This is a genomic window from Helicobacter sp. MIT 01-3238, assembly GCF_003364135.1.
In the GTDB taxonomy this organism is placed as follows: domain Bacteria; phylum Campylobacterota; class Campylobacteria; order Campylobacterales; family Helicobacteraceae; genus Helicobacter_B.
This window is the reverse complement of sequence record NZ_NXLN01000001.1, coordinates 190,541-208,144: the sequence shown is the minus strand read 5'-3', so window position 1 is coordinate 208,144 and position 17,604 is coordinate 190,541. Positions and strand designations below refer to the sequence as shown.

Genomic DNA, 17,604 nt, shown 5'->3' with positions numbered 1-17,604 from the left:
GACTTGCGCAAATCTACCCTACAAAGACACTATCGCTCATCACAGGTTGGAGATGAGCGATTTTTAGCATAGACAAAATCTCTTCCACGCTACGATTATCACTTATACTAAATTGCTCATCTCCCTTTTTTTCGGCGTCATCGCCACGAGATTTTTTCTCCTCCGCGCTTCGCTCTCCTATCGCCACAGATACTCCTGCAGATATTTTGTTTGCACCTAGTTTTATGGCATTGTTGCGAAATCTTGCCCCCTCCCTGCTAGAAATCGTAATACTCGCATAAGGCAAAAAGAGGCGATATGTGCATAGCACTTGCAAAAGCCTAGATTCTGTAACGGCTTTTGGGTGGATTTTGGGGTTATTTATGATAGGGCGCAAGCGAGGAATTGATAGCGCGATTTCGGCGTGTGGGTATTTGCGCTGCAAAAAATACGCGTGCAAAGCACAGCTTAGCGCGTCTTTGCGAAAATCATCTATGCCAAGCAATGCACCAAATCCAACACCTCTCATTCCTGCTTGCAATGCCCTCTCTTGTGCATAAAATCGATATGCAAACGCTCTCTTTTCGCCCTCTATGTGGATTCTAGCGTATTTTTTGGGGCAGTAAGTCTCTTGAAAAAGCGTTACAAAATCACAGCCACTTTTGTGTAGCAGCTCATATTCATCAACATTTAACGCGTAAATCTCCACTCCTATGACTTTAAAATACTGCTTTGCTAGCTCGCAGGCTTTTGCTATGTATTCTACGCTTGCGTATTCTCTACCCTCGCCACATAGAAACAAAACTTCTTGCAAGCCACTTTTGGCGATGATTTCTAGCTCGGCTTTGATTTCGTCATATTCTAGTTTTGCGCGTTTGATTTTATTCCCCTTTTGAAATCCGCAATACACACATTTACTTGCACAATGATTGCTAAGATAAAGCGGGGTAAAGACATTTATGGAGTTGCCAAAGTAAGATTTCACTCTTTTTTGGGCTTGTGTGGCGATTTCTTCTAAGAAAGGCTCGGCAGCTGGGCTTAGCAGGGCGCATAAATCGCCAATGTCTAAGTAGTGCTTACTAAGTGCGGATTTTACTTCTTTTGGGCTATAAGCATCAGGGTTGTAAGATTCTCTTATCTTAAGCACGCACTCTAAAATATTAGAATCAATGTCTTGCATTGTGCTTTGAAATTCCCATACACTGCTAGGATTTACCATTTTTATCCTTTACCTAAAATCTTGTCTAAAATCGTGCGTAAAAAAGCGTGTAAAAATACAAAATCACTAAAATTTATCCCTACAAAAACAATCCTAAAAAATGATTTTACAAAATCAATCTTGCAAAAAACTTGTAAGTGAGCTAGGCTTGCTTGCAGGCGAAATGTCTTCTATCGGCGAAGAGGGCGTAGGAGTGGATTCTTGTGCTAAGCCTGCAAGATAAGCTAGCCTACCTGCTTCTATACCTAGCCTAAAAGCGTGCGCCATTTGTGTTATGTCTTTGGCATTGGCAATGGCTGTGTTTGCCATTATCGCGCTTACGCCCATCTGCATAGCCTCACAAGCTTGGGCTGGAGAGCCTATACCTGCATCTACAATGATTGGCAAATCTATCTCACGCAACAAAATCTCTATAAACGCCTTTGTTTGTAAGCCTTTGTTTGTGCCGATAGGTGCGCCAAGTGGCATTATCGCACACGCTCCTGCGTTTGCCATATCTCGCGCAGCATACAGCTCTGGATACATATACACAAGTGGCGTAAAGCCCTCTTTTGCTAGCATTTCAGTGGCTTTGGCACTTTCATAATTATCTGGCAAAAGATATTTGCTATCGCTTATGACTTCGACTTTGACTAAATCGCTTTGGCAAATTTCGCGCGCCAAAAGGGCGATACGCAAAGCCTCTTTGGCATTTCTAGCACCGCTTGTGTTGGGCAGTAGTGTGATATTTGGTGGGATAAAATCTAGGATATTTTCTAGCCCACCACGATTTGTTCGGCGCAAAGCAAGGGTGATGATTTGGGCTTTTGCTTGCTTGATAGCAGAATCTATAAGATGAAGTGAGTATTTGCCCGAGCCAAGTATGAAGCGTGAGCTAAATGAATATTTGCCAAGACGCAAAATATCGCTAGATTTTGTAGAATCTGCTTGCCTGATAGAATCTAGTTTTGTGGAATCTAGCGGGGTTGTAGAATCTATTTGTTTTGTAGAATCTATGGAAGTTGTATTGTTTTTTTTATCACTTGTTTTACTCATTTTTTGCCTTTTATCGTAGTAGTTTTGTCGCTTTATAAGTTTGCTTTTGTAGATTTTCCTCACAATCCCTGCTTCATAATCCATACTTCATAATCCATTTTGGGCACACAAAATCTCTAGCACAAGGTTTGCCTGATGAGCAGCACAAATATTTACACGAGGGCTCATAAGTCCCCTGCCATAGCCTGCTGCACTAAGCAAATCCCCACAAATATAAAATCTATCATTGATTTTGCGCGTTTGTATCGCATTTGAGTCCCCATAGCCTGCTAGCCCGCTAGCACATATCAGCGTGGAGTCTGGAAAGTGTGTGTGAAAATTCTGGGCAAGCATAGCTTTGGCGAAAGGATTATCAAACGCTTCACACACGATTTCACAGCCCTCAAAAAGTGTGGGGATATTGCTAGGCTCTATTTTGGTAGTGAAAATCTGCGTAGTGATAAAAGGGTTTATCTCTTTTATGTGGGAGCGTAGGGCTTGAGTTTTTAGCTTACCTAAGTCGCTTATGTTGTAGGCTTGTCGGTTTAGGTTGCTAGGCTCGATAATATCAAAATCAATCAGCACCAAATGCCCAAGCCCGCTTCTAGCTAGCATTATTGCAATGTGTGAGCCAAGCCCTCCAAGCCCGCATATTGCTACTTTTGCTTGCTTTAGGGCGTTGTGCACTTTTGGTGTGTGTCGTGCACTCATCATTGATTCTAGTGCATCTTGAGGAGGCATTTTTCCTTTTGGGATACACCACAGCTCATCGCCATTTTCTAGCGTTTTTGCTTCTTTGCTTGCAAAGCCATTTACTATCCACACATCGTTTTCATCGCAGTTTTGGCTAGTAAAAAAACTTAGGGAATCTGTGATTTTGGTTTGGTGCTTTTTGCCATTAAATAGTATATTTTTCATTGTGCTGCTTTAGTGTTGTGTTAGATTTGCTTCTGTATTCGGGGATTATCCACCACCTACAAAGCTAAGGATTTCTACCTTATCGCCCTGCTTAAAAACCACTTTTTCAAACTCATCTTTTGGGATAATTTTGCCATTTAGCTCTAGGGCGATAAGTGCGGAGTTTAGCCCCTTTAGCTCTAAATATTCCATAAGGCTAAGGCTTTTTTGCGTGAAATTTTCTCCATTTATACACATAGATAAACTCCTTAATGCTAGAAGCAAATTCCCTACTATCAAACTTTTTGGGCACACTTTTTGGGAATCTTGTAAGATTTTTAAGAAAAGTTTTTAGACTTTTATGTCTCAAAGTATGTCTAATGTATTTTGCAAGTTGCTTAAATATGGCAGAGAGGAAGGGATTCGAACCCTCGAAAGCTTGCACTTTACACGCGTTCCAGGCGTGCTCCTTCAACCACTCGGACACCTCTCTAAAATGCGCTAATTAAACTGCGTAAAAACGCGCAACACTTCACTTACGCTAGCTAAAAATCTAGCACTAATAAAACCTCGCTATTATATACAAAATAAGCAATTTTTATGCAGATTTTGGGCAAAATAGCGCGTTTTGCTTTTGTAAAACTCTGTGCAAAGAAGCAATTATCTTAGGCTTACAAAAAGCCCAAATCTGCCCGTTTGTATGAGATTTTTTTCACAGCTTTCGCTTGTCTTTTGGCTACGGATTTGCGCTTTTTGCCACCTGCTTTCTTTATATGCTCTGCGATATGAAAAAAGCCTATCCTCACAGCAACTACACACTTCCAAAACCTCGACATTCTCACGCAAAATCCCCACCCTATCACACTCATCTAGCAGCATCAAAATCAAATCCAAAAAATATTTCCCGCTTCTTTTTTCTATGTATTTTTTGCCAAAATCTTTTTGTATTTGGATTGCCAAATCCTCCCCCACCTCATAGCAACATTTTCGTATAGACGCCCCGATAAATACACGCAAATTTTGCGTCTTTGCACCATTTGCAAGCAGTGCGTTTATGCCGTTTGTGAGGATATGAGTGCATACTCCGGCCCTGCCCGCGTGAAGTGCGACAAACGCACCATTTACGCAATCAAAAATCAATACAGGATTGCAATCAGCTACCAAAATAAGCGCGACTAAATTTTTATGTGTGCAAAAAATCCCATCGCCCTGCCCTAAATTGCATTCTTGCAAACTATGTTGATTTTGCAAGTTTTGTGCTGATTTGGTGGCTTTGCCGTAGTTACTCTCATCACACGCCAAAATCACACTTGAGTGGATTTGATTGCAAAAGATAAGCGTTTTTTGGGGGAAATAAGTAGAGAGAATCTTAGCGCGATTATGGGTTACATTTGCGGGGTTATCTCGTGTGTGATAGGCGAGATTTAGACTATGATATGGAGGAGTGCTTACCCCACAAAGCCTAGAAGTCAACACAAAATCAATCCCGCAATCCCTAAAAACCGCGCTTTGCTTGCTTGAGAAAAATACGGATTCATCGCTATTGCTAGCCTTATCACTATGTGATATTTTTTGTTTTGGTGTTTTTTGGGTTGTTTTTGTGGTTACTACATTTTGTGGTGGCATTTTTTACCTTTTTTAAGATTTTGGCAAATTTTACAATATTTTTTATGCTAGAATTTTGCTTATTTTGCCTTATTTTGGCTAAGCGCAAAGATTTTAGGCAAAGCTAAAGAAGCCAAAATGTTTAGGACAGCACAAACAAAGGGGATTTTATGAAGCACTTTTATGGACTTTATCACAAGTTTTTTTGCAAGATTTTTTATGGGGTTTTTGTAGTTGTGCTGCTAGCCGTATCGCCAGCACTTGCTGATTGGCAAATGTTTAGCGATGGCGTGGATACATATTTGTTTAACACCCAAAATGGCGATGTGTATGTGAGATTTAGAAAAGGTGGCAAAAACTACGAAGATGTCTTTGTCAAAATGCCAGCGGGAGTCCGCCCACAAAGCAAATCTACAAAGCAACCAAGCCCACAGCCCAAATCCCCAAGCACCCCACCAAATCAAGCGCAAAATCAAAATAATGAAATCACTCAAGCCCAGCGACTAGAGGCGATAAAAAAATCCCAAGAAATAATGAGTAAAAGCCTAGATTCTAGCGGAATTGATACAGGTTTTTAAGGTATTTATGATTTTTAGTAGAATTTAGTTTTTTTTTAATCTAGTTGCAAAATTTTGCAATATCGCTTTTTGCTAACCAAGCATTATCAAAAAAGATTCTGCCAAGTATTCAAAATGAAAATAATTTGCTAAAAATCTACGCTCTTTGCTTTGCTTACAAAAAAAGGCTTTTTATAAAACTTTACTAAAACTTACTAAACTTGTTTTTCAAAATAAAATCCAAGATTTTTTTAATAAATTGCACCACGAGTTTGCTCCCCAAAAAACTTCATTTTGTGAATTTTTGCCTATAAGCCTACTTGGGCTACTTGTGCTTCATTGCTTAACAAAACAATATCACTCCCAAAGGCTAAGGGCTTCTTGTAAAATCTCTTTCGCACCTTGTGCTATCATTTTGTCTGCTAGATTTTTTGCCATATCATTTGCTGTTTTTTGTAAGTCTAGCAAAGATTTTTGCGAGCATTTTTGTGGAATCTCTTTGATAGAGATTTCTAGAGATTCTCTTAGTATTTTTTCTCCGCTTGGTATCCCCACTATTGCATTTATCTTGAGTAAATCTGCTTTGTGAGAATCGCTCACTATCTTGCAGTGAACGCCAATAGGGACTTGACACCCACCATCTAGAGCGCGGATAAACTCCCTCTCCGCGCTAGCACATATCATCGCTTCTTTGTCGCTTAGTTTTTCTAGCAGCGAGGTTATCTCCTCATCATTTCTGCACTCTATGCCAAGTGCTGCTTGCCCCATAGCAGGTATCATCTCATCTACTTCAAAAGCCTTAATATGCGGGATTTGCTCATTTGTTATGCCTAGTCTTTTTAGCCCAGCGGCTGCTAGCATTATGGCGTGAAATTCGCCAGATTCTAGCTTTTTTAGCCTTGTTTGGACATTGCCCCTAAGGGATAGTGCTTCCAAATCAGGTCGTTTGGCAAGTATTTGCATCGTGCGTCTTAGCGAGGTTGTGCCTACTTTTGCGCCTTGTGGCAGAGAATCTAGGCTTTCATACTTATAGCTTAGCAAGCAGTCTCGCACATCTTCGCGCTTGGTTATGCTAGCTAGAGTTAGCCCACTTGGTAGCTCCACAGGCACATCTTTTAGCGAATGCACTGCTAAGTCAATCTCCCCACTTAGCAACAGCTCTTCTAGCTCTTTGGTAAAAAGCCCTTTGCCACCGATTTTGGCAAGGGGAACATCTAGGATTTTATCACCTTTGGTTTTTACGATTTTTAAGTCGGATTCTACTCCTAGCTCGGCTTTTAGTCGCGATTTGATATGTTCGGCTTGCCATAGCGCGAGTGCACTACCACGAGTGCCGATTATGAATTTTTTGCTAGTCATTTTTATCCTTTTGTATCGCCTTATTTTGCTTGCTAGATTCCTCAATGATTTCCACCTCGATAATGTCCTCATCGTTTGGCTTCTCATCAAAAGTAAAATCCTCTCGTGCGCGATAGTTGCGCACAAAATCGCTAGGCTTTGGCTGGGATACAAAGCTAGATACAATGCATATAATCCCCACGCTATCGCTTAGCAACCCCGGTGTTATAAGCAAAATCGCTCCCAAAAAAAACAGCATATTGCTTTTTAGCAAATCCAAAATCCGCCCCTCATACACAAAATGTATAATCTCATTTAGTGAGGAGCTAAGGGAGCGAGTGCGAGAATTCCAAAGCCAAAGCCCAGCAATCCCGCTAAACACAATTTCACAAAAAAGACTAAAAAATCCAAAATAACTAACCCAAATACTAAAGCTAAGTAGCTCAAAAGCAATGTAACCTATGAGAAAAAATAGTGCTAGTGTCGGCATTTACACTTCCTTTTAGTTATTTTTAAGGCATTTTTTAGCAAAGCTAGCAGAGATTTTATAGTTTTTGGATTCTGTTTTATTAGATTTTCTAGCAAAAATATTTATTTTATCATTTTTAGAATCTGCTCTAATGCTTTGGCAGAATCTATCTCACTTTTTTGCAAACCATCTCGCTTGATGATTTCTACGCGGTTTGATTCTAATCCTTTGCCAATAAGTGCGGCAAAATTTGCCACACCCATAAGCTCAAAATCTGCCATTTTCGCACCAAATCGCAAATCCCTATCATCTAGCGCGACTTCTACACCCACTTGTTTTAGGCTCTCATATAGCGCGTATCCAAAGTCATATTGGGCTTTGTCTTTGGCATTTGCAATGATGATGACAACCTTAAAAGGCGCGGTGCTAGCACTCCACACACAGCCCTTATCGTCGGCTTTTTGCTCCAATATCGCGCTTAGGATTCTGCTGATTCCTATGCCATAGCAGCCCATTATGAAAGGCTTTTCTTTGCCATTTTCATCTAAAAATTTCGCTTGCAATGGGGCAGAATACTTTGTCCCAAGTTTGAAAATATGCCCGATTTCAATGCCCTTTTTGTGTGCTAGCTCTGCACCACAGCAAGCGCAAATATCCCCCTGCTTCACCACTGCCAAATCCGCAAAGCAAAGATTTTCAAACAAATCCAAATCCACACCCACGAAGTGTTTTTCACGCTCATTTGCGCCACATATCATCTCGCTTGCCCCGCGCAAATCCTCATCAAAAATAATCGCTTTTTCCCCGATAATCGCCCTCAAGCTATACGCACCAATGCTACCTGCGATAAGCCCCAAATTTTCTAGCTCACTTTGACTTGCTTCAAGCAACTCTAGTGCTTCAAAGCCATTTGCATTTAGCGCGTTTAGTGCCTTTGTCTCTTCTAGCTCATCATCGCCACGCAAGAAAAACACAGCAAAATCCTCTCTAGGATTTTTGCTAGATTTTGCACTATCATTATTTGCAGATTCTAGTTTGGAATCTTTTGATTTTGTCTCTTTTGCATTCTCTTTTTTTGCTATATTTTCTTTGCTTTCTTTATTTGCTTTATTTGCTTTATTTGCTTGGCTTTCTTGGCTTGATTTTTTGGTGTATTTTTTTACAACCGCTTTGATACTCCAAAAAGGCTCAATATGAAAAAACGCACACAAATCGCTAATGCTTTTCACATTTGGAGTAGAGAATTTAGCAAAATCTGCTTTTGGTGGCAGGATTTCCTCGCCTTTTTCATTACGCGGTGGTAGTCTTTTTGCCCTCTTTGCTACTTCTAGGTTTGCTGCGTATTGGCAGGATTTGCACACCACAAGTGTGTCCTCTCCACTATCTGCCAATACCATAAACTCCTTGCTTCCACTCCCACCTATCACGCCACTATCTGCTTCCACACAGCGAAAATCTAGCCCCAAATCGCTAAAAATCTCACTATATGTCTTGTGCATAAGGGTAAATTCTCTATCCAAATCCGCCTCGTTTGAATGAAAGCTATACCCGTCTTTCATTATAAATTCTCGTGTGCGAAGTAGCCCAAAGCGCGGTCGTAGCTCATCGCGAAATTTTAGCTGGATTTGATAGAGATTTAGCGGTAAGGATTTGTAAGACTTTATGTATGTCCTAGCTAGCTCTGTGATACTTTCCTCGTGCGTGGGGGCGAGCAAAAATGGAGCGTTTTTCCTGTCGCTAAATCGCAATAGCTCTTTGCCGTATTGCTCGCTTCGTCCGCTTCTATCCCATAGCTCTTTTGGTGTTACAAAACTTAGCAACACTTCTTGCGCTCCTGCTTGTTGTAGTCTTTTTCGCACGATAGATTCTATCTTTTTTAGCACGATATTGCCTAGCGGGAGGAAATTATAGATTCCGCTCCCTAGCTGGTGGATATAGCCTGCTCTCACGAGATATTGATGACTTTTTAGGATTGCATCTTTTGGGGATTCTTTGGAAGTGGGTAGTAGCGTTTTTGAAAAAAGCATTTTTGTCCTTTTTGTTTTGTCCTCTTAAAAATCTTGGTTAAGTTTTTTGCGCTTTTATGAAATATATGACACAACGAATTAGGGCATAGAAGTTGTGTCATATTCGCACTTGTAGCGATTGACAAAATCCGCTCTTTTGCTTTGGTTTGTATTTTGTGATTCTTTTGATTCTTGTGTAGAATCTACTTTAAAAAACCTTTTTGCCCTTGATTCTATCTCTTTTCTAGTTTGATTTTTTGCTTTTGCGCTTTCCCTTGCTTGCTTTTTGTCCTGTGGCAATTCCTCAAACACCCTCTTTGTCGCTTCGATGATACTATCGCCCTCTTCGCTATTTGCTAGCTCTTTTAGCATTAGCGTGGGATTGTGCAAAAACACATTAAACGCGTTGTGTAGTATGATTTTTACTTCTTCTTGTAGCTCTTTTGGGAGGTAGCCTTTTTTGATAGCTCTTTGCAATTCTTGCAAACTTGCTTCTTTGGCGTTTTCTCGCATAGTCTTTATAAGTGGCAACACATCAAAGCTCTGCACCCACGAAAAATACTCACCCACCGCGTTACCAATGATAGCATAGGCTTGATGAGCTTGGATTTTTTTGCCGACTAGATTTTCATCTATGGTGCGCTTCAAATCATCTACACAAAAGATATGCAAGCCTTTTGGAATGCTTGCCACTTCGATATTTCTAGGCACAGACAAATCAAACCACGCTCGTTTGAAATCCCTAGATTTTGCCTCTTTTATGATGGCTTTGCTAGCTCCCGTAGCGCAAAACACAAGCGTAAAATCATCTAGCGTGGATTCTATGCTTGTATAGTCCAAAACCGTGATATTGCTAATGTCTTTGCCCTCCTCTTGCAGCTCGCACACAAAATTACTTGCATTCTCTTGCGTGCGATTGGTAAAGGCAATAGATACAGGACAATCAAGCAAATGCCTAACTACAAGCCTGCCCATTTCCCCTGCGCCGATGATAAGTGCACTTATCTGTGGGTTTTTTAGTTTTTTGGGCGTTGTGTCTTTGTCATTTTCTCTTATAAATCCCAATGCCCTCTTTACTGCCACAGAAGCCACAGATAAAGAGGTTTTGCCGATTTGAGTTTGGCTTCTTACCCTCCCGCCACAGCGAAAAGCAAAGTGTGCTAAGCGAGTGATTTCTTGCCCGCACACACCCAAATCATAGCATAGCTTATACGCGCTTTTTATTTGTCCTACGATTTGTGTCTCTCCTATGACTACGCTATCTAGCCCGCTAACCACGCTAAAAAGGTGGTGCAGGGCTTCTGCATTTTGGGCGATTTTGCAGTGTTTTTCTAGCTCTTTTAGTGGGATTTTTCTAGAGGTGGCAAAGCTATCAAGCACAGCAGTGATACACTCTTGCGGGCTGTGTGTGATTATGTAGAATTCTACGCGATTGCAAGTGCTAAGGAGGAGGATTTCTTTTAGGCTTTGGACTTTTGTTTTTAGGGACAAAAGAAAATCTTGTATTGAGCCTTTTTTGTATGAGTTTTTTTGAAGTGGTTCGTTTGCATTGTTTTGTGCAAAATCGCTTGCAAAGTCATTGGCAGGGAAAGCTAGCTTTTCGCGTAACTCTATTGGTGTGTTTTTGTGCGAAAAACTTAGGGCTAGGTATTGCACTTGCATTAAAAACTCCTCTCTATCATTGAAGTTGCGATTTGCTCTAGTGTGGCATTGCGCTCATCTTGTATCGCATTTAGGGCTTTTGTAATGAAATCTTTTGCGATATTTTGGCATTTTTGTATGGTGTTTTGCTCACAAAAAGCATTTCTAAACCACTCTATCGCCACACTATCTCGGGCATAAAAATGAGCCAAAAACTCCTCTTTTTTGTGAGAATCTAGCTCGCAGTATAGCAAAATGTATGGCAAAGTGCTTTTTCCCTCACGCAAATCATTCATATTTGGCTTGCCCAAAGTCGCTTCATCTTGGGTAATGTCTAGCACATCATCAACAATTTGAAAAGCTAGCCCTAGATTTTTGCCATATTCATAGTATTTAGCAGAATCAAGCCCTGCCAAAATCGCGCTAGATTCTGCGCTAGAGGCGATAAGAGAGGCGGTTTTATCCTCCAAAATCTTATAATACACTTCTAGACTTGGCTGAAAATCACGCGAGTAAAGCACATCATCAATTTCCCCTCTAGAGAGAGCGCACACGGCGTTTGAGACACTTTTGGCAATGGCTTGTGGAAAATCAGCTAGATAAAAGTAAGCCCGCGAATACAGCACATCGCCTAGCATAATGGCGTTTTTATCGCCAAATGAAGCATTTACACTTGGCACACCCCTGCGTGTGTGTGCTTCATCTATGACATCATCGTGCAGTAAAGAGGCACATTGTATCAGCTCGATGATAGCACAAAGACTAATAGCACAATCTAAAATGCTAGAATCTTTAGATAAGCCTTGAGCAGAATCAACCTTTGAATTTGCTTTTTTGGAATTTGCTTTTTTGGAATTTGCTTTGGAATCCCCTCTAAAGTCTTTAGCAAAATCCACACTTGAAGATTCCAAAATAGCCAAAATCAGTTTGCTTCGTAGCATTTTGCCAGATTTTATGCTAGAGTAGATTTTATCAATGTTTGGACTTTTTAGGCTAGCTATCCACTCATCACACCGTCTGCGCACACACTCCAAAATCTCTGCGCTATCTTGTTTCATATCTTGCCCCATATTTTGTCCGCCCCTAACTGCCACTTTTTATCTTTTGGGGATATAGCACGCCTAGCCACAGGCTTGCTTCTTTGCTCTCATAGTCGTATTTTACAAAACTCAAAAACACTTCTATATCGCGTATATCCCCTGCCCTAGATATAGGGAGCTTAAAACTTTTGCGCGCATAGTCTGTGTAGAGGATAAACTGATAGGGGAATTTGTCATAGTTTAGATTTATCACAAGTCCATAGTTTTTATACAATGTCCAATAAAATTTTAGCTCTTTTTGAAGTCCTGCGATTTGGAAACTTTTTTTGTAGATTTCATCTTTTTTTAGCACGAGATTTTCCTCATAGTCCCACACAGGCTGTGCGCTATGAAGCATCTCAAAAAACACCAAAGCAAAGCATATCGTGCAAAAAAGTTTTTTCATAGATTGAATCCCCTTTATTTTGCTTTTTAGATTATTCGTTTTCGCTTAGAATTTTGGCACTTGAGTGCAGTGCTATATCACGCTTTTTTGCTTCTATGGATTCTTTGTTGCTATGGACAAATTTACGCAAATCCCCACCGCCCTCCTCATAAGCTAACTCATAAGTGGCAAGCATTTCAAGCAGTTTTTCTAGCTCTTTTGTCGCAAGCGTGGGAGAGGCATTTAGCATTATCTCACACCACTTTTTCACAGGGTCGCCCTCTAGCACTTCTAACCCATTATTTAGCTCTTCCCACATTTGTGTCCCTTTTGCATTTTTATCCTTTTTGCATTTTTGGTAGTTTTTTAGGAAATCATTATATCCAAATTTCCCTAAAGATTTTATCCTATCAAATCATTTGTAAAATCACTTTGATATGTTTTATACTAAAACTTTGAAAACCTGCACCAAAATCGCTCAAAAATCCTTGCAAATCTCTTTTGTGATAATCTCTTTGCATTGTGCAATATATGCTTTTGGATTCTCACACTCCATAAGGACGGAGCGCATACATACGCCTGCTATTTTTGCCCTCGCTATTTTTGCCTCCATTGTTTTTGCTTTTTGAGTGCTTGTTTTTGAATTTTCATTATTTGCGTTATTGCTAGCTTGTGTGTGGCTATTTGGTAGGGTGTTTTTTATGTCTTTGCATAGCATTGCAAGATTTTCTTTGCAAATCCCTCCCACTGCATAGATTGGTAGATTTTTGGCAAAATCTTTTGTCAAACCATTTTTATAGTGCTCTAGCCCGCCTGATATTTTGCGCAAAAACTCCACTCCCCTGCCCTGCACACCCTCTTTGCAAGCACTTTCAAATACATTTCCCGCTATGACATAATCCACCCCAAAATCTAATGCCACTGCTAGCTCCTCCAAGCTATGTATAGACACGCCAAACGCGCCATTTTCGCTTATTTTTTGGGGTAAAATCTTGTTGCTTGTCAAATCCTCTAGCGCACCAAAAGGTGCGTGGAAAAACGGATATTCTAGCTTGTAAGCCACCTCTATAAAATTATGCAATATAAGTTTGCACTCATTGCTAGAGTTATTTGCGTTTGCCTTATTTGTGTTTGTGCTGTTTGTTTTATTTGCTTTGTTTGCGCTCTCAAAAATCCCTATTGCTTCTTTTGCTAAGGCTAGATACTCACTTTCGCGTAAGTCTTTTTCGCGCAGGATTACGCTATCTACCCCACTTTTTGTGAGCAATTCTAGTCTAGCTAAAAATTTATCAATGTCTTTTGCAGTGTTTTTTGTGTTTGCGCTTTGGCTTTTGCAGAGTTTTCTATCAGTGATAGCGATGATTTGAAAGCACAATTTTTATCCTTTTGCTTTTTTGCTTATTTTACCCACAATTTAAAAACCTAAGCAAAAAGAAAATTTTAAGCAGATTTTATATGAGAGAAGTTTTTTGGACGCGAAAGTGGAAGTGAAAAAGTTTGCGGGATAGAAAATTTTGTAAAAATCTTTGTTGGGAAAATTTCGTAGAGAAAAAAAATCTATGTAGAAAAAGAGCGCGAAAAGTAATGCAGAAAAATAAAAAACCCCGCATAGCAACGGACTTTGCTATGCGGGGTAGCGTTGTGTGGCTAATTTTTGGATTTTATCGCTATACAAAAACTAGAACACAAGTTTTGCAAATGCGATTGCGTTGTGTCTTTGGTATGTGGAATCAAAGCCATTGCTTACATAGCCTGCGCCCACATCGATTCCAAATCCCTCACGCATAATGCCTAGCTTCAAGTCAAGCACGCGCACACTTACCACAGCAGAGAATTCTTTGTAGTCTCCACCTGCATAAAGCACATCAAATTTTACTCTTTCGTGCTCTACGCCAGCGAAACCATACCAAGAGCTAGCACCAGCAGCGAAGTAGCTTGCTGTGCTTGGAGTAGTGTAGCGTCCATAAAATCTTGTATGGTCAGAAGTTGAATATATGCCAGCATCTTTGCCTACCATATAGTATCCACCACCTAGCTTTAAGTATTTAGCAAAAAATAGTTCTTCTTCAGCCCACACCAAGTAGGAGTTTTGTTTATTGTATTGATACATTCCACGCACAGAAGTTGTAGACTCTATGGTGGATTTATCGCCTGCGATTATGGCTAGTCTCGCACCTGCTTGGATAGTGTCTTGGTTGTTGTTGTAGTTGTTTATGTAGTAGTGCGCAAATGGGTCTATATGGAAAATCCCTAGCCCGATATTTGCACCCGCACCTACAAAGTCTTTTTTGCCAATGTTGAAGTTATCAAAGCTCGATGGAAAGCGAGAATAAGCCATAAGCTCAGAGCCGATTCTATTTGGCAATACACCAAAAGTGGCAGAATCATTTGCCCAAGATGCCCAGAAATTGGAATCTTTGCCAAAGTCTATGCTTAGCCCTACACCTTGAGTGTATAAGTCAATCCAATCGCTTTTTAGGAAGCTAGAGCTAAATCGCCCGACATATAAGTCAAACGCCCCTGTATAGCGGAAATACAAATCAGAAACATCATAATACTCGCTTCCGTATTTGCTTTTTCCCGCATCTTTAGATAGGCTAAACACTTGCGAGCCAGCCCAGACACCAAGTCCTGCGCCAAATTCTTCAGAGCCAAAATCCGCTCCAAAATGTCCTGTCGCACCCATAAAGCCGACATCTTTGCCATCAGCTCCCTTTCTATTGTCGCCAAGTGCGTGGTTATACGCCACACCCAAATGCCCAAATAATTCTACGCCAGAACTTCTAGCACTTGCTACACCCACCATAGAGGTAGCGACACAAGAAGCAAGAAGTGCGCTTGCAGTCATTGTTTTTAGAGTTTTCATTTTGTATCCTTTTTGTTTGGATTAAGACAAAAACTTCTTAGAAAATCTAAGCAAAGATTTTGCCTTGCAACTCATAGAATCGACTTTAAAACACAATCTTAAACAAATATAAGCAAAATCTAAAGCATTATTTCAATGATTTTGCCTAGATTTTGCTTATGGATTTTCGCTTTGGGCTAGCCCGAAGCTAGAATCTTGCGCACTTTTCTTTTGGGAGTTTATAAAGCTAATGGCTTCTTTGCAGAGGCTTTGCCATTGGGTAGCGAGATTTACGCTTGCACATTTGTTGAAGTATTCTAGTGCTTTAGAATCCTTGCCTTGTGTGTTGTAAATGCTTGCGATTTGGTAGAAAAGTCTTTGTTTGTCGGGATTATCTAGCCTTTTAGATTCTAGCTTTTGAAGCAGGTTTAGGGCTTGGGTGGCTTTGCTCGTTTCTTTTAGCGAAGTAGCAAGCGCAAACTCCGCATAAGGCGTGTATTCCTCGATTTTTAGCGCGTTTTGTAGCTCAATGATATTATTTGCATAGACTTGGATTTGGGTTTGGTCTTTGCTCTCAAGCGCGTATTCTAGGAGTTTGGCATACACGGGCAGGATTTTTTCTTGCTTGCCAAAATGCTCTCGCAAAAATGGCGCGACTTTTTTTGCTTCATCACGCGAGTCTAGTGCCACAAGCGCGTCAAAAAGGCTAAATGCAATGTCATAATGCGTCTTTAGGCTTTGTGCTAGACTAAAGCCATCTCTTGCAGCCATTACAGCGGGCTTAAACTCGCCTAGCGTGTATAGATTTTTGGTAATTCTGCGTAGCCACTCTAGTCGCTCTTTTGGCACAGAGCTAGATTCTACCATTCCGCTAGAGATAGACTTTGCCACACTCATAAGCCCACTAGAAACTAGACAATCAAAGCCCTGCATTTTTTGCGCTGGGGACAAATCAAACACACTAGCACGAATCAAGTAAGTGTTTGCTTCTTTGCAGTCTTTTTTCTCTAAGGCAAGTTTTATGATTTCCATTAGGGCTTTTTGCTTGTGCGGGCTAGATGCGTTTCCATACAGCTCAAGCACTTTGTGAAACTCGCTCCTTTTTAGCAAAATCTCCGCACTCAAATCGCGTGCTTTGCTCGCTTCCTCGCCATTTGGATATTTTTCCATTAGGTAAGCGTAGTGCTTTAGCTTGTCATCATCATCGCCTTTCACGCTAAATAATATCGCATCATCTCTTTCTTGGACTTCTTTGGCAAATTGAGATTTTGGATAGTCTTGCAAAAACGCTTGATTTGCTTTGTGGGCATTGTCAAAATCCCCTGCTAGCTCGTAGTATTCGCCCAAATCAAAGCCGTATTGCTCTTTTTGAGCGTCTTCAGAATTATCGTGCAAATATAGCGTAAGCCTTGCAGCTAAATCATATAGTTTATTATCCAGCAAATCCTCTATGATGTCTAGTGTGGGGGATTTCTCATCAAGGAAAAACGCTGGATAAACTTGCAAAACCTTACTTATCAAGTCTCTTCCTCTATCAAGTGAGGTGGGATTTTGTGGGCTTTGCTCTAGCTCAAAAAGTGCCCACTGCAGTGCCACCTCGCTAGCACTTGGCAAATCTCTTGCCTCTGTGTAGGCACCTTGAAAATTCATACGAACATATATTGGCGAAGAGCTTGTGCGCTGCATAATGGCTAGCTGCATTTTGGCAAGCGGAGAAAAGCGCGACTGCGGATACTCATCGCTAATGCGTTTATAATAATGCTCCGCTTCGGAGGGGATATTTTCTTTGTTGTATGAGTTTGCAAGTATGTAGAGAATCTCTGGGACATCAGGGTCAGCAGAAAACGCCCTTAGCCAATCCTGCGCTGCATTGATGATAGGCTCTTGCTCCTCTAAATCCAAATTTATCATCGCAATGATTCGCAAATAAGTCAAATCTCTACGAAACACAGAATCTGGATTTTCTTTTAGTGCGTAGTTTATGTCGTTGATAGCGGTTATGTATGCTTTGCGCTCCATAAGTTTAATCACATCAGAATACGCCTCAAAATCGCGGTTTTTTGTGGCAACTAATGGGCGATTATCAGAATTTAGCTCGGGCATCATAGGCATCGCTTCCCCCTCGATGCGCACGGGGAAATCTAGTCCATTTCTTTGCTCGGCTTGTGGGCTTAAAAACGGTATTTGCTCTTTGAAGCCCACGATTTGCCACACATCTGCAACCATAGCAGGATATTTATCAATCACAAAGCCTTGCTTGGGGTTTTTGGGGATAGAAAAAAGTTTTTGGCGATATTTGGGATAGATATAGAGATAAAACTGCTTTTCTATCATTTTGTAAGTAACTTTGAAAAAGTCGTTTTCAAGCCCTGAAAATCCTCTATCAGGCACGCTATCAATCTTGCATTCTATGGAAATATCAGTCCCTGCTGCATCAAGGATTTCTTGGCACGCAAAGGGGGTTTGATTTCTTAGTGTGAGGACAGAAAACCCCTCATTGTCCTGCTTGCCAAAGGTCGTAGAAATCTCTAACGAACCCGCACTTTGGAATAACAACAAACATAAGCATA

General features: G+C 40.7%; 16 protein-coding genes and 1 tRNA gene. 1 reads left to right on the top strand and 16 read right to left on the bottom strand.

Annotated elements, in window-relative coordinates; translation table 11 throughout:
- Positions 1-13 precede the first annotated feature (13 nt).
- The 6 genes from thiH to CQA40_RS00845 all read right to left on the bottom strand — a co-directional run bounded on the left by thiH (position 14) and on the right by CQA40_RS00845 (position 4,735).
- Positions 14-1,198, bottom strand: coding sequence for a 2-iminoacetate synthase ThiH (gene thiH / locus CQA40_RS00870; protein WP_258864404.1), 1,185 nt, complete (start codon positions 1,196-1,198; stop codon positions 14-16).
- 114 nt (positions 1,199-1,312) lie between these two features.
- On the bottom strand, positions 1,313-2,134 hold the full coding sequence (locus CQA40_RS00865) for a thiazole synthase (protein ID WP_258864408.1): 822 nt from the start codon (positions 2,132-2,134) through the stop codon (positions 1,313-1,315).
- Between the two features lie 186 nt (positions 2,135-2,320).
- Positions 2,321-3,130 (bottom strand): thiamine biosynthesis protein ThiF, encoded by an 810-nt coding sequence (gene thiF, locus CQA40_RS00860; protein ID WP_115519108.1) that lies wholly within the window; start codon positions 3,128-3,130, stop codon positions 2,321-2,323.
- A gap of 45 nt (positions 3,131-3,175) precedes the next feature.
- Positions 3,176-3,367, bottom strand: coding sequence for a sulfur carrier protein ThiS (gene thiS / locus CQA40_RS00855; RefSeq protein WP_115519107.1), 192 nt, complete (start codon positions 3,365-3,367; stop codon positions 3,176-3,178).
- A 147-nt stretch (positions 3,368-3,514) separates the two neighbouring features.
- Positions 3,515-3,602 (bottom strand) — tRNA-Ser (locus CQA40_RS00850).
- A gap of 167 nt (positions 3,603-3,769) precedes the next feature.
- Positions 3,770-4,735, bottom strand: coding sequence for a polyphenol oxidase family protein (locus CQA40_RS00845; protein ID WP_115519106.1), 966 nt, complete (start codon positions 4,733-4,735; stop codon positions 3,770-3,772).
- Positions 4,736-4,884: 149 nt separating this feature from the next.
- Here CQA40_RS00845 and CQA40_RS00840 point away from each other — a divergent pair, with 149 nt between their 5' ends.
- On the top strand, positions 4,885-5,292 hold the full coding sequence (locus CQA40_RS00840; RefSeq protein WP_115519105.1) for a hypothetical protein: 408 nt from the start codon (positions 4,885-4,887) through the stop codon (positions 5,290-5,292).
- Positions 5,293-5,628: 336 nt separating this feature from the next.
- On the opposite strand, the gene hemC is transcribed toward CQA40_RS00840, so the two are convergent.
- From hemC to CQA40_RS00790, 10 genes are all read right to left on the bottom strand, one after another.
- The gene (hemC, locus tag CQA40_RS00835; protein WP_115519104.1) at positions 5,629-6,630 is read right to left on the bottom strand and encodes a hydroxymethylbilane synthase; all 1,002 of its coding nucleotides are present in this window, start codon (positions 6,628-6,630) and stop codon (positions 5,629-5,631) included.
- Positions 6,623-7,099, bottom strand: a complete 477-nt coding sequence (locus CQA40_RS00830; protein ID WP_115519103.1) for an FxsA family protein — start codon at positions 7,097-7,099, stop codon at positions 6,623-6,625. The genes hemC and CQA40_RS00830 overlap by 8 nt, the downstream gene beginning before the upstream one ends.
- A 101-nt stretch (positions 7,100-7,200) precedes the next feature.
- A complete protein-coding gene (locus CQA40_RS00825) occupies positions 7,201-9,105 on the bottom strand; it encodes a proline--tRNA ligase (protein WP_115519102.1) in 1,905 nt (634 codons plus the stop codon).
- A gap of 78 nt (positions 9,106-9,183) precedes the next feature.
- Entirely contained in the window at positions 9,184-10,746 is a 1,563-nt protein-coding gene (gene hemA, locus CQA40_RS00820) for a glutamyl-tRNA reductase (RefSeq protein WP_115519101.1), read from the bottom strand.
- Entirely contained in the window at positions 10,746-11,783 is a 1,038-nt protein-coding gene (locus CQA40_RS00815) for a polyprenyl synthetase family protein (protein ID WP_181882777.1), read from the bottom strand. Before CQA40_RS00815 ends, hemA begins: the two co-directional genes overlap by 1 nt.
- Before the next feature lie 25 nt (positions 11,784-11,808).
- A complete protein-coding gene (locus tag CQA40_RS00810; protein WP_023927631.1) occupies positions 11,809-12,210 on the bottom strand; it encodes a hypothetical protein in 402 nt (133 codons plus the stop codon).
- Positions 12,211-12,241: 31 nt separating this feature from the next.
- A complete protein-coding gene (locus CQA40_RS00805; protein WP_115519099.1) occupies positions 12,242-12,508 on the bottom strand; it encodes a DUF2018 family protein in 267 nt (88 codons plus the stop codon).
- 159 nt (positions 12,509-12,667) lie between these two features.
- Complete coding sequence (locus CQA40_RS00800) at positions 12,668-13,564, bottom strand: thiamine phosphate synthase (RefSeq protein ID WP_115519098.1); 897 nt, start codon at positions 13,562-13,564, stop codon at positions 12,668-12,670.
- A 303-nt stretch (positions 13,565-13,867) separates the two neighbouring features.
- The gene (locus CQA40_RS00795; RefSeq protein ID WP_115519097.1) at positions 13,868-15,055 is read right to left on the bottom strand and encodes a hypothetical protein; all 1,188 of its coding nucleotides are present in this window, start codon (positions 15,053-15,055) and stop codon (positions 13,868-13,870) included.
- 156 nt (positions 15,056-15,211) lie between these two features.
- Positions 15,212-17,593, bottom strand: coding sequence for a tol-pal system YbgF family protein (locus CQA40_RS00790; protein WP_181882776.1), 2,382 nt, complete (start codon positions 17,591-17,593; stop codon positions 15,212-15,214).
- Between the last annotated feature and the right edge of the window lie 11 nt (positions 17,594-17,604).

What these genes read in the sequence shown, in the direction of transcription:
- thiH (WP_258864404.1), bottom strand. Translation starts at nt 1,198, where the DNA reads ATGGTAAATCCTAGCAGTGTATGGGAATTTCAAAGCACAATGCAAGAC.
- thiF (WP_115519108.1), bottom strand. Translation starts at nt 3,130, where the DNA reads ATGAAAAATATACTATTTAATGGCAAAAAGCACCAAACCAAAATCACA.
- thiS (WP_115519107.1), bottom strand. Translation starts at nt 3,367, where the DNA reads ATGTGTATAAATGGAGAAAATTTCACGCAAAAAAGCCTTAGCCTTATG.
- CQA40_RS00845 (WP_115519106.1), bottom strand. Translation starts at nt 4,735, where the DNA reads ATGCCACCACAAAATGTAGTAACCACAAAAACAACCCAAAAAACACCA.
- CQA40_RS00840 (WP_115519105.1), top strand. Translation starts at nt 4,885, where the DNA reads ATGAAGCACTTTTATGGACTTTATCACAAGTTTTTTTGCAAGATTTTT.
- hemC (WP_115519104.1), bottom strand. Translation starts at nt 6,630, where the DNA reads ATGACTAGCAAAAAATTCATAATCGGCACTCGTGGTAGTGCACTCGCG.
- CQA40_RS00830 (WP_115519103.1), bottom strand. Translation starts at nt 7,099, where the DNA reads ATGCCGACACTAGCACTATTTTTTCTCATAGGTTACATTGCTTTTGAG.
- CQA40_RS00825 (WP_115519102.1), bottom strand. Translation starts at nt 9,105, where the DNA reads ATGCTTTTTTCAAAAACGCTACTACCCACTTCCAAAGAATCCCCAAAA.
- hemA (WP_115519101.1), bottom strand. Translation starts at nt 10,746, where the DNA reads ATGCAAGTGCAATACCTAGCCCTAAGTTTTTCGCACAAAAACACACCA.
- CQA40_RS00815 (WP_181882777.1), bottom strand. Translation starts at nt 11,783, where the DNA reads ATGAAACAAGATAGCGCAGAGATTTTGGAGTGTGTGCGCAGACGGTGT.
- CQA40_RS00810 (WP_023927631.1), bottom strand. Translation starts at nt 12,210, where the DNA reads ATGAAAAAACTTTTTTGCACGATATGCTTTGCTTTGGTGTTTTTTGAG.
- CQA40_RS00805 (WP_115519099.1), bottom strand. Translation starts at nt 12,508, where the DNA reads ATGTGGGAAGAGCTAAATAATGGGTTAGAAGTGCTAGAGGGCGACCCT.
- CQA40_RS00795 (WP_115519097.1), bottom strand. Translation starts at nt 15,055, where the DNA reads ATGAAAACTCTAAAAACAATGACTGCAAGCGCACTTCTTGCTTCTTGT.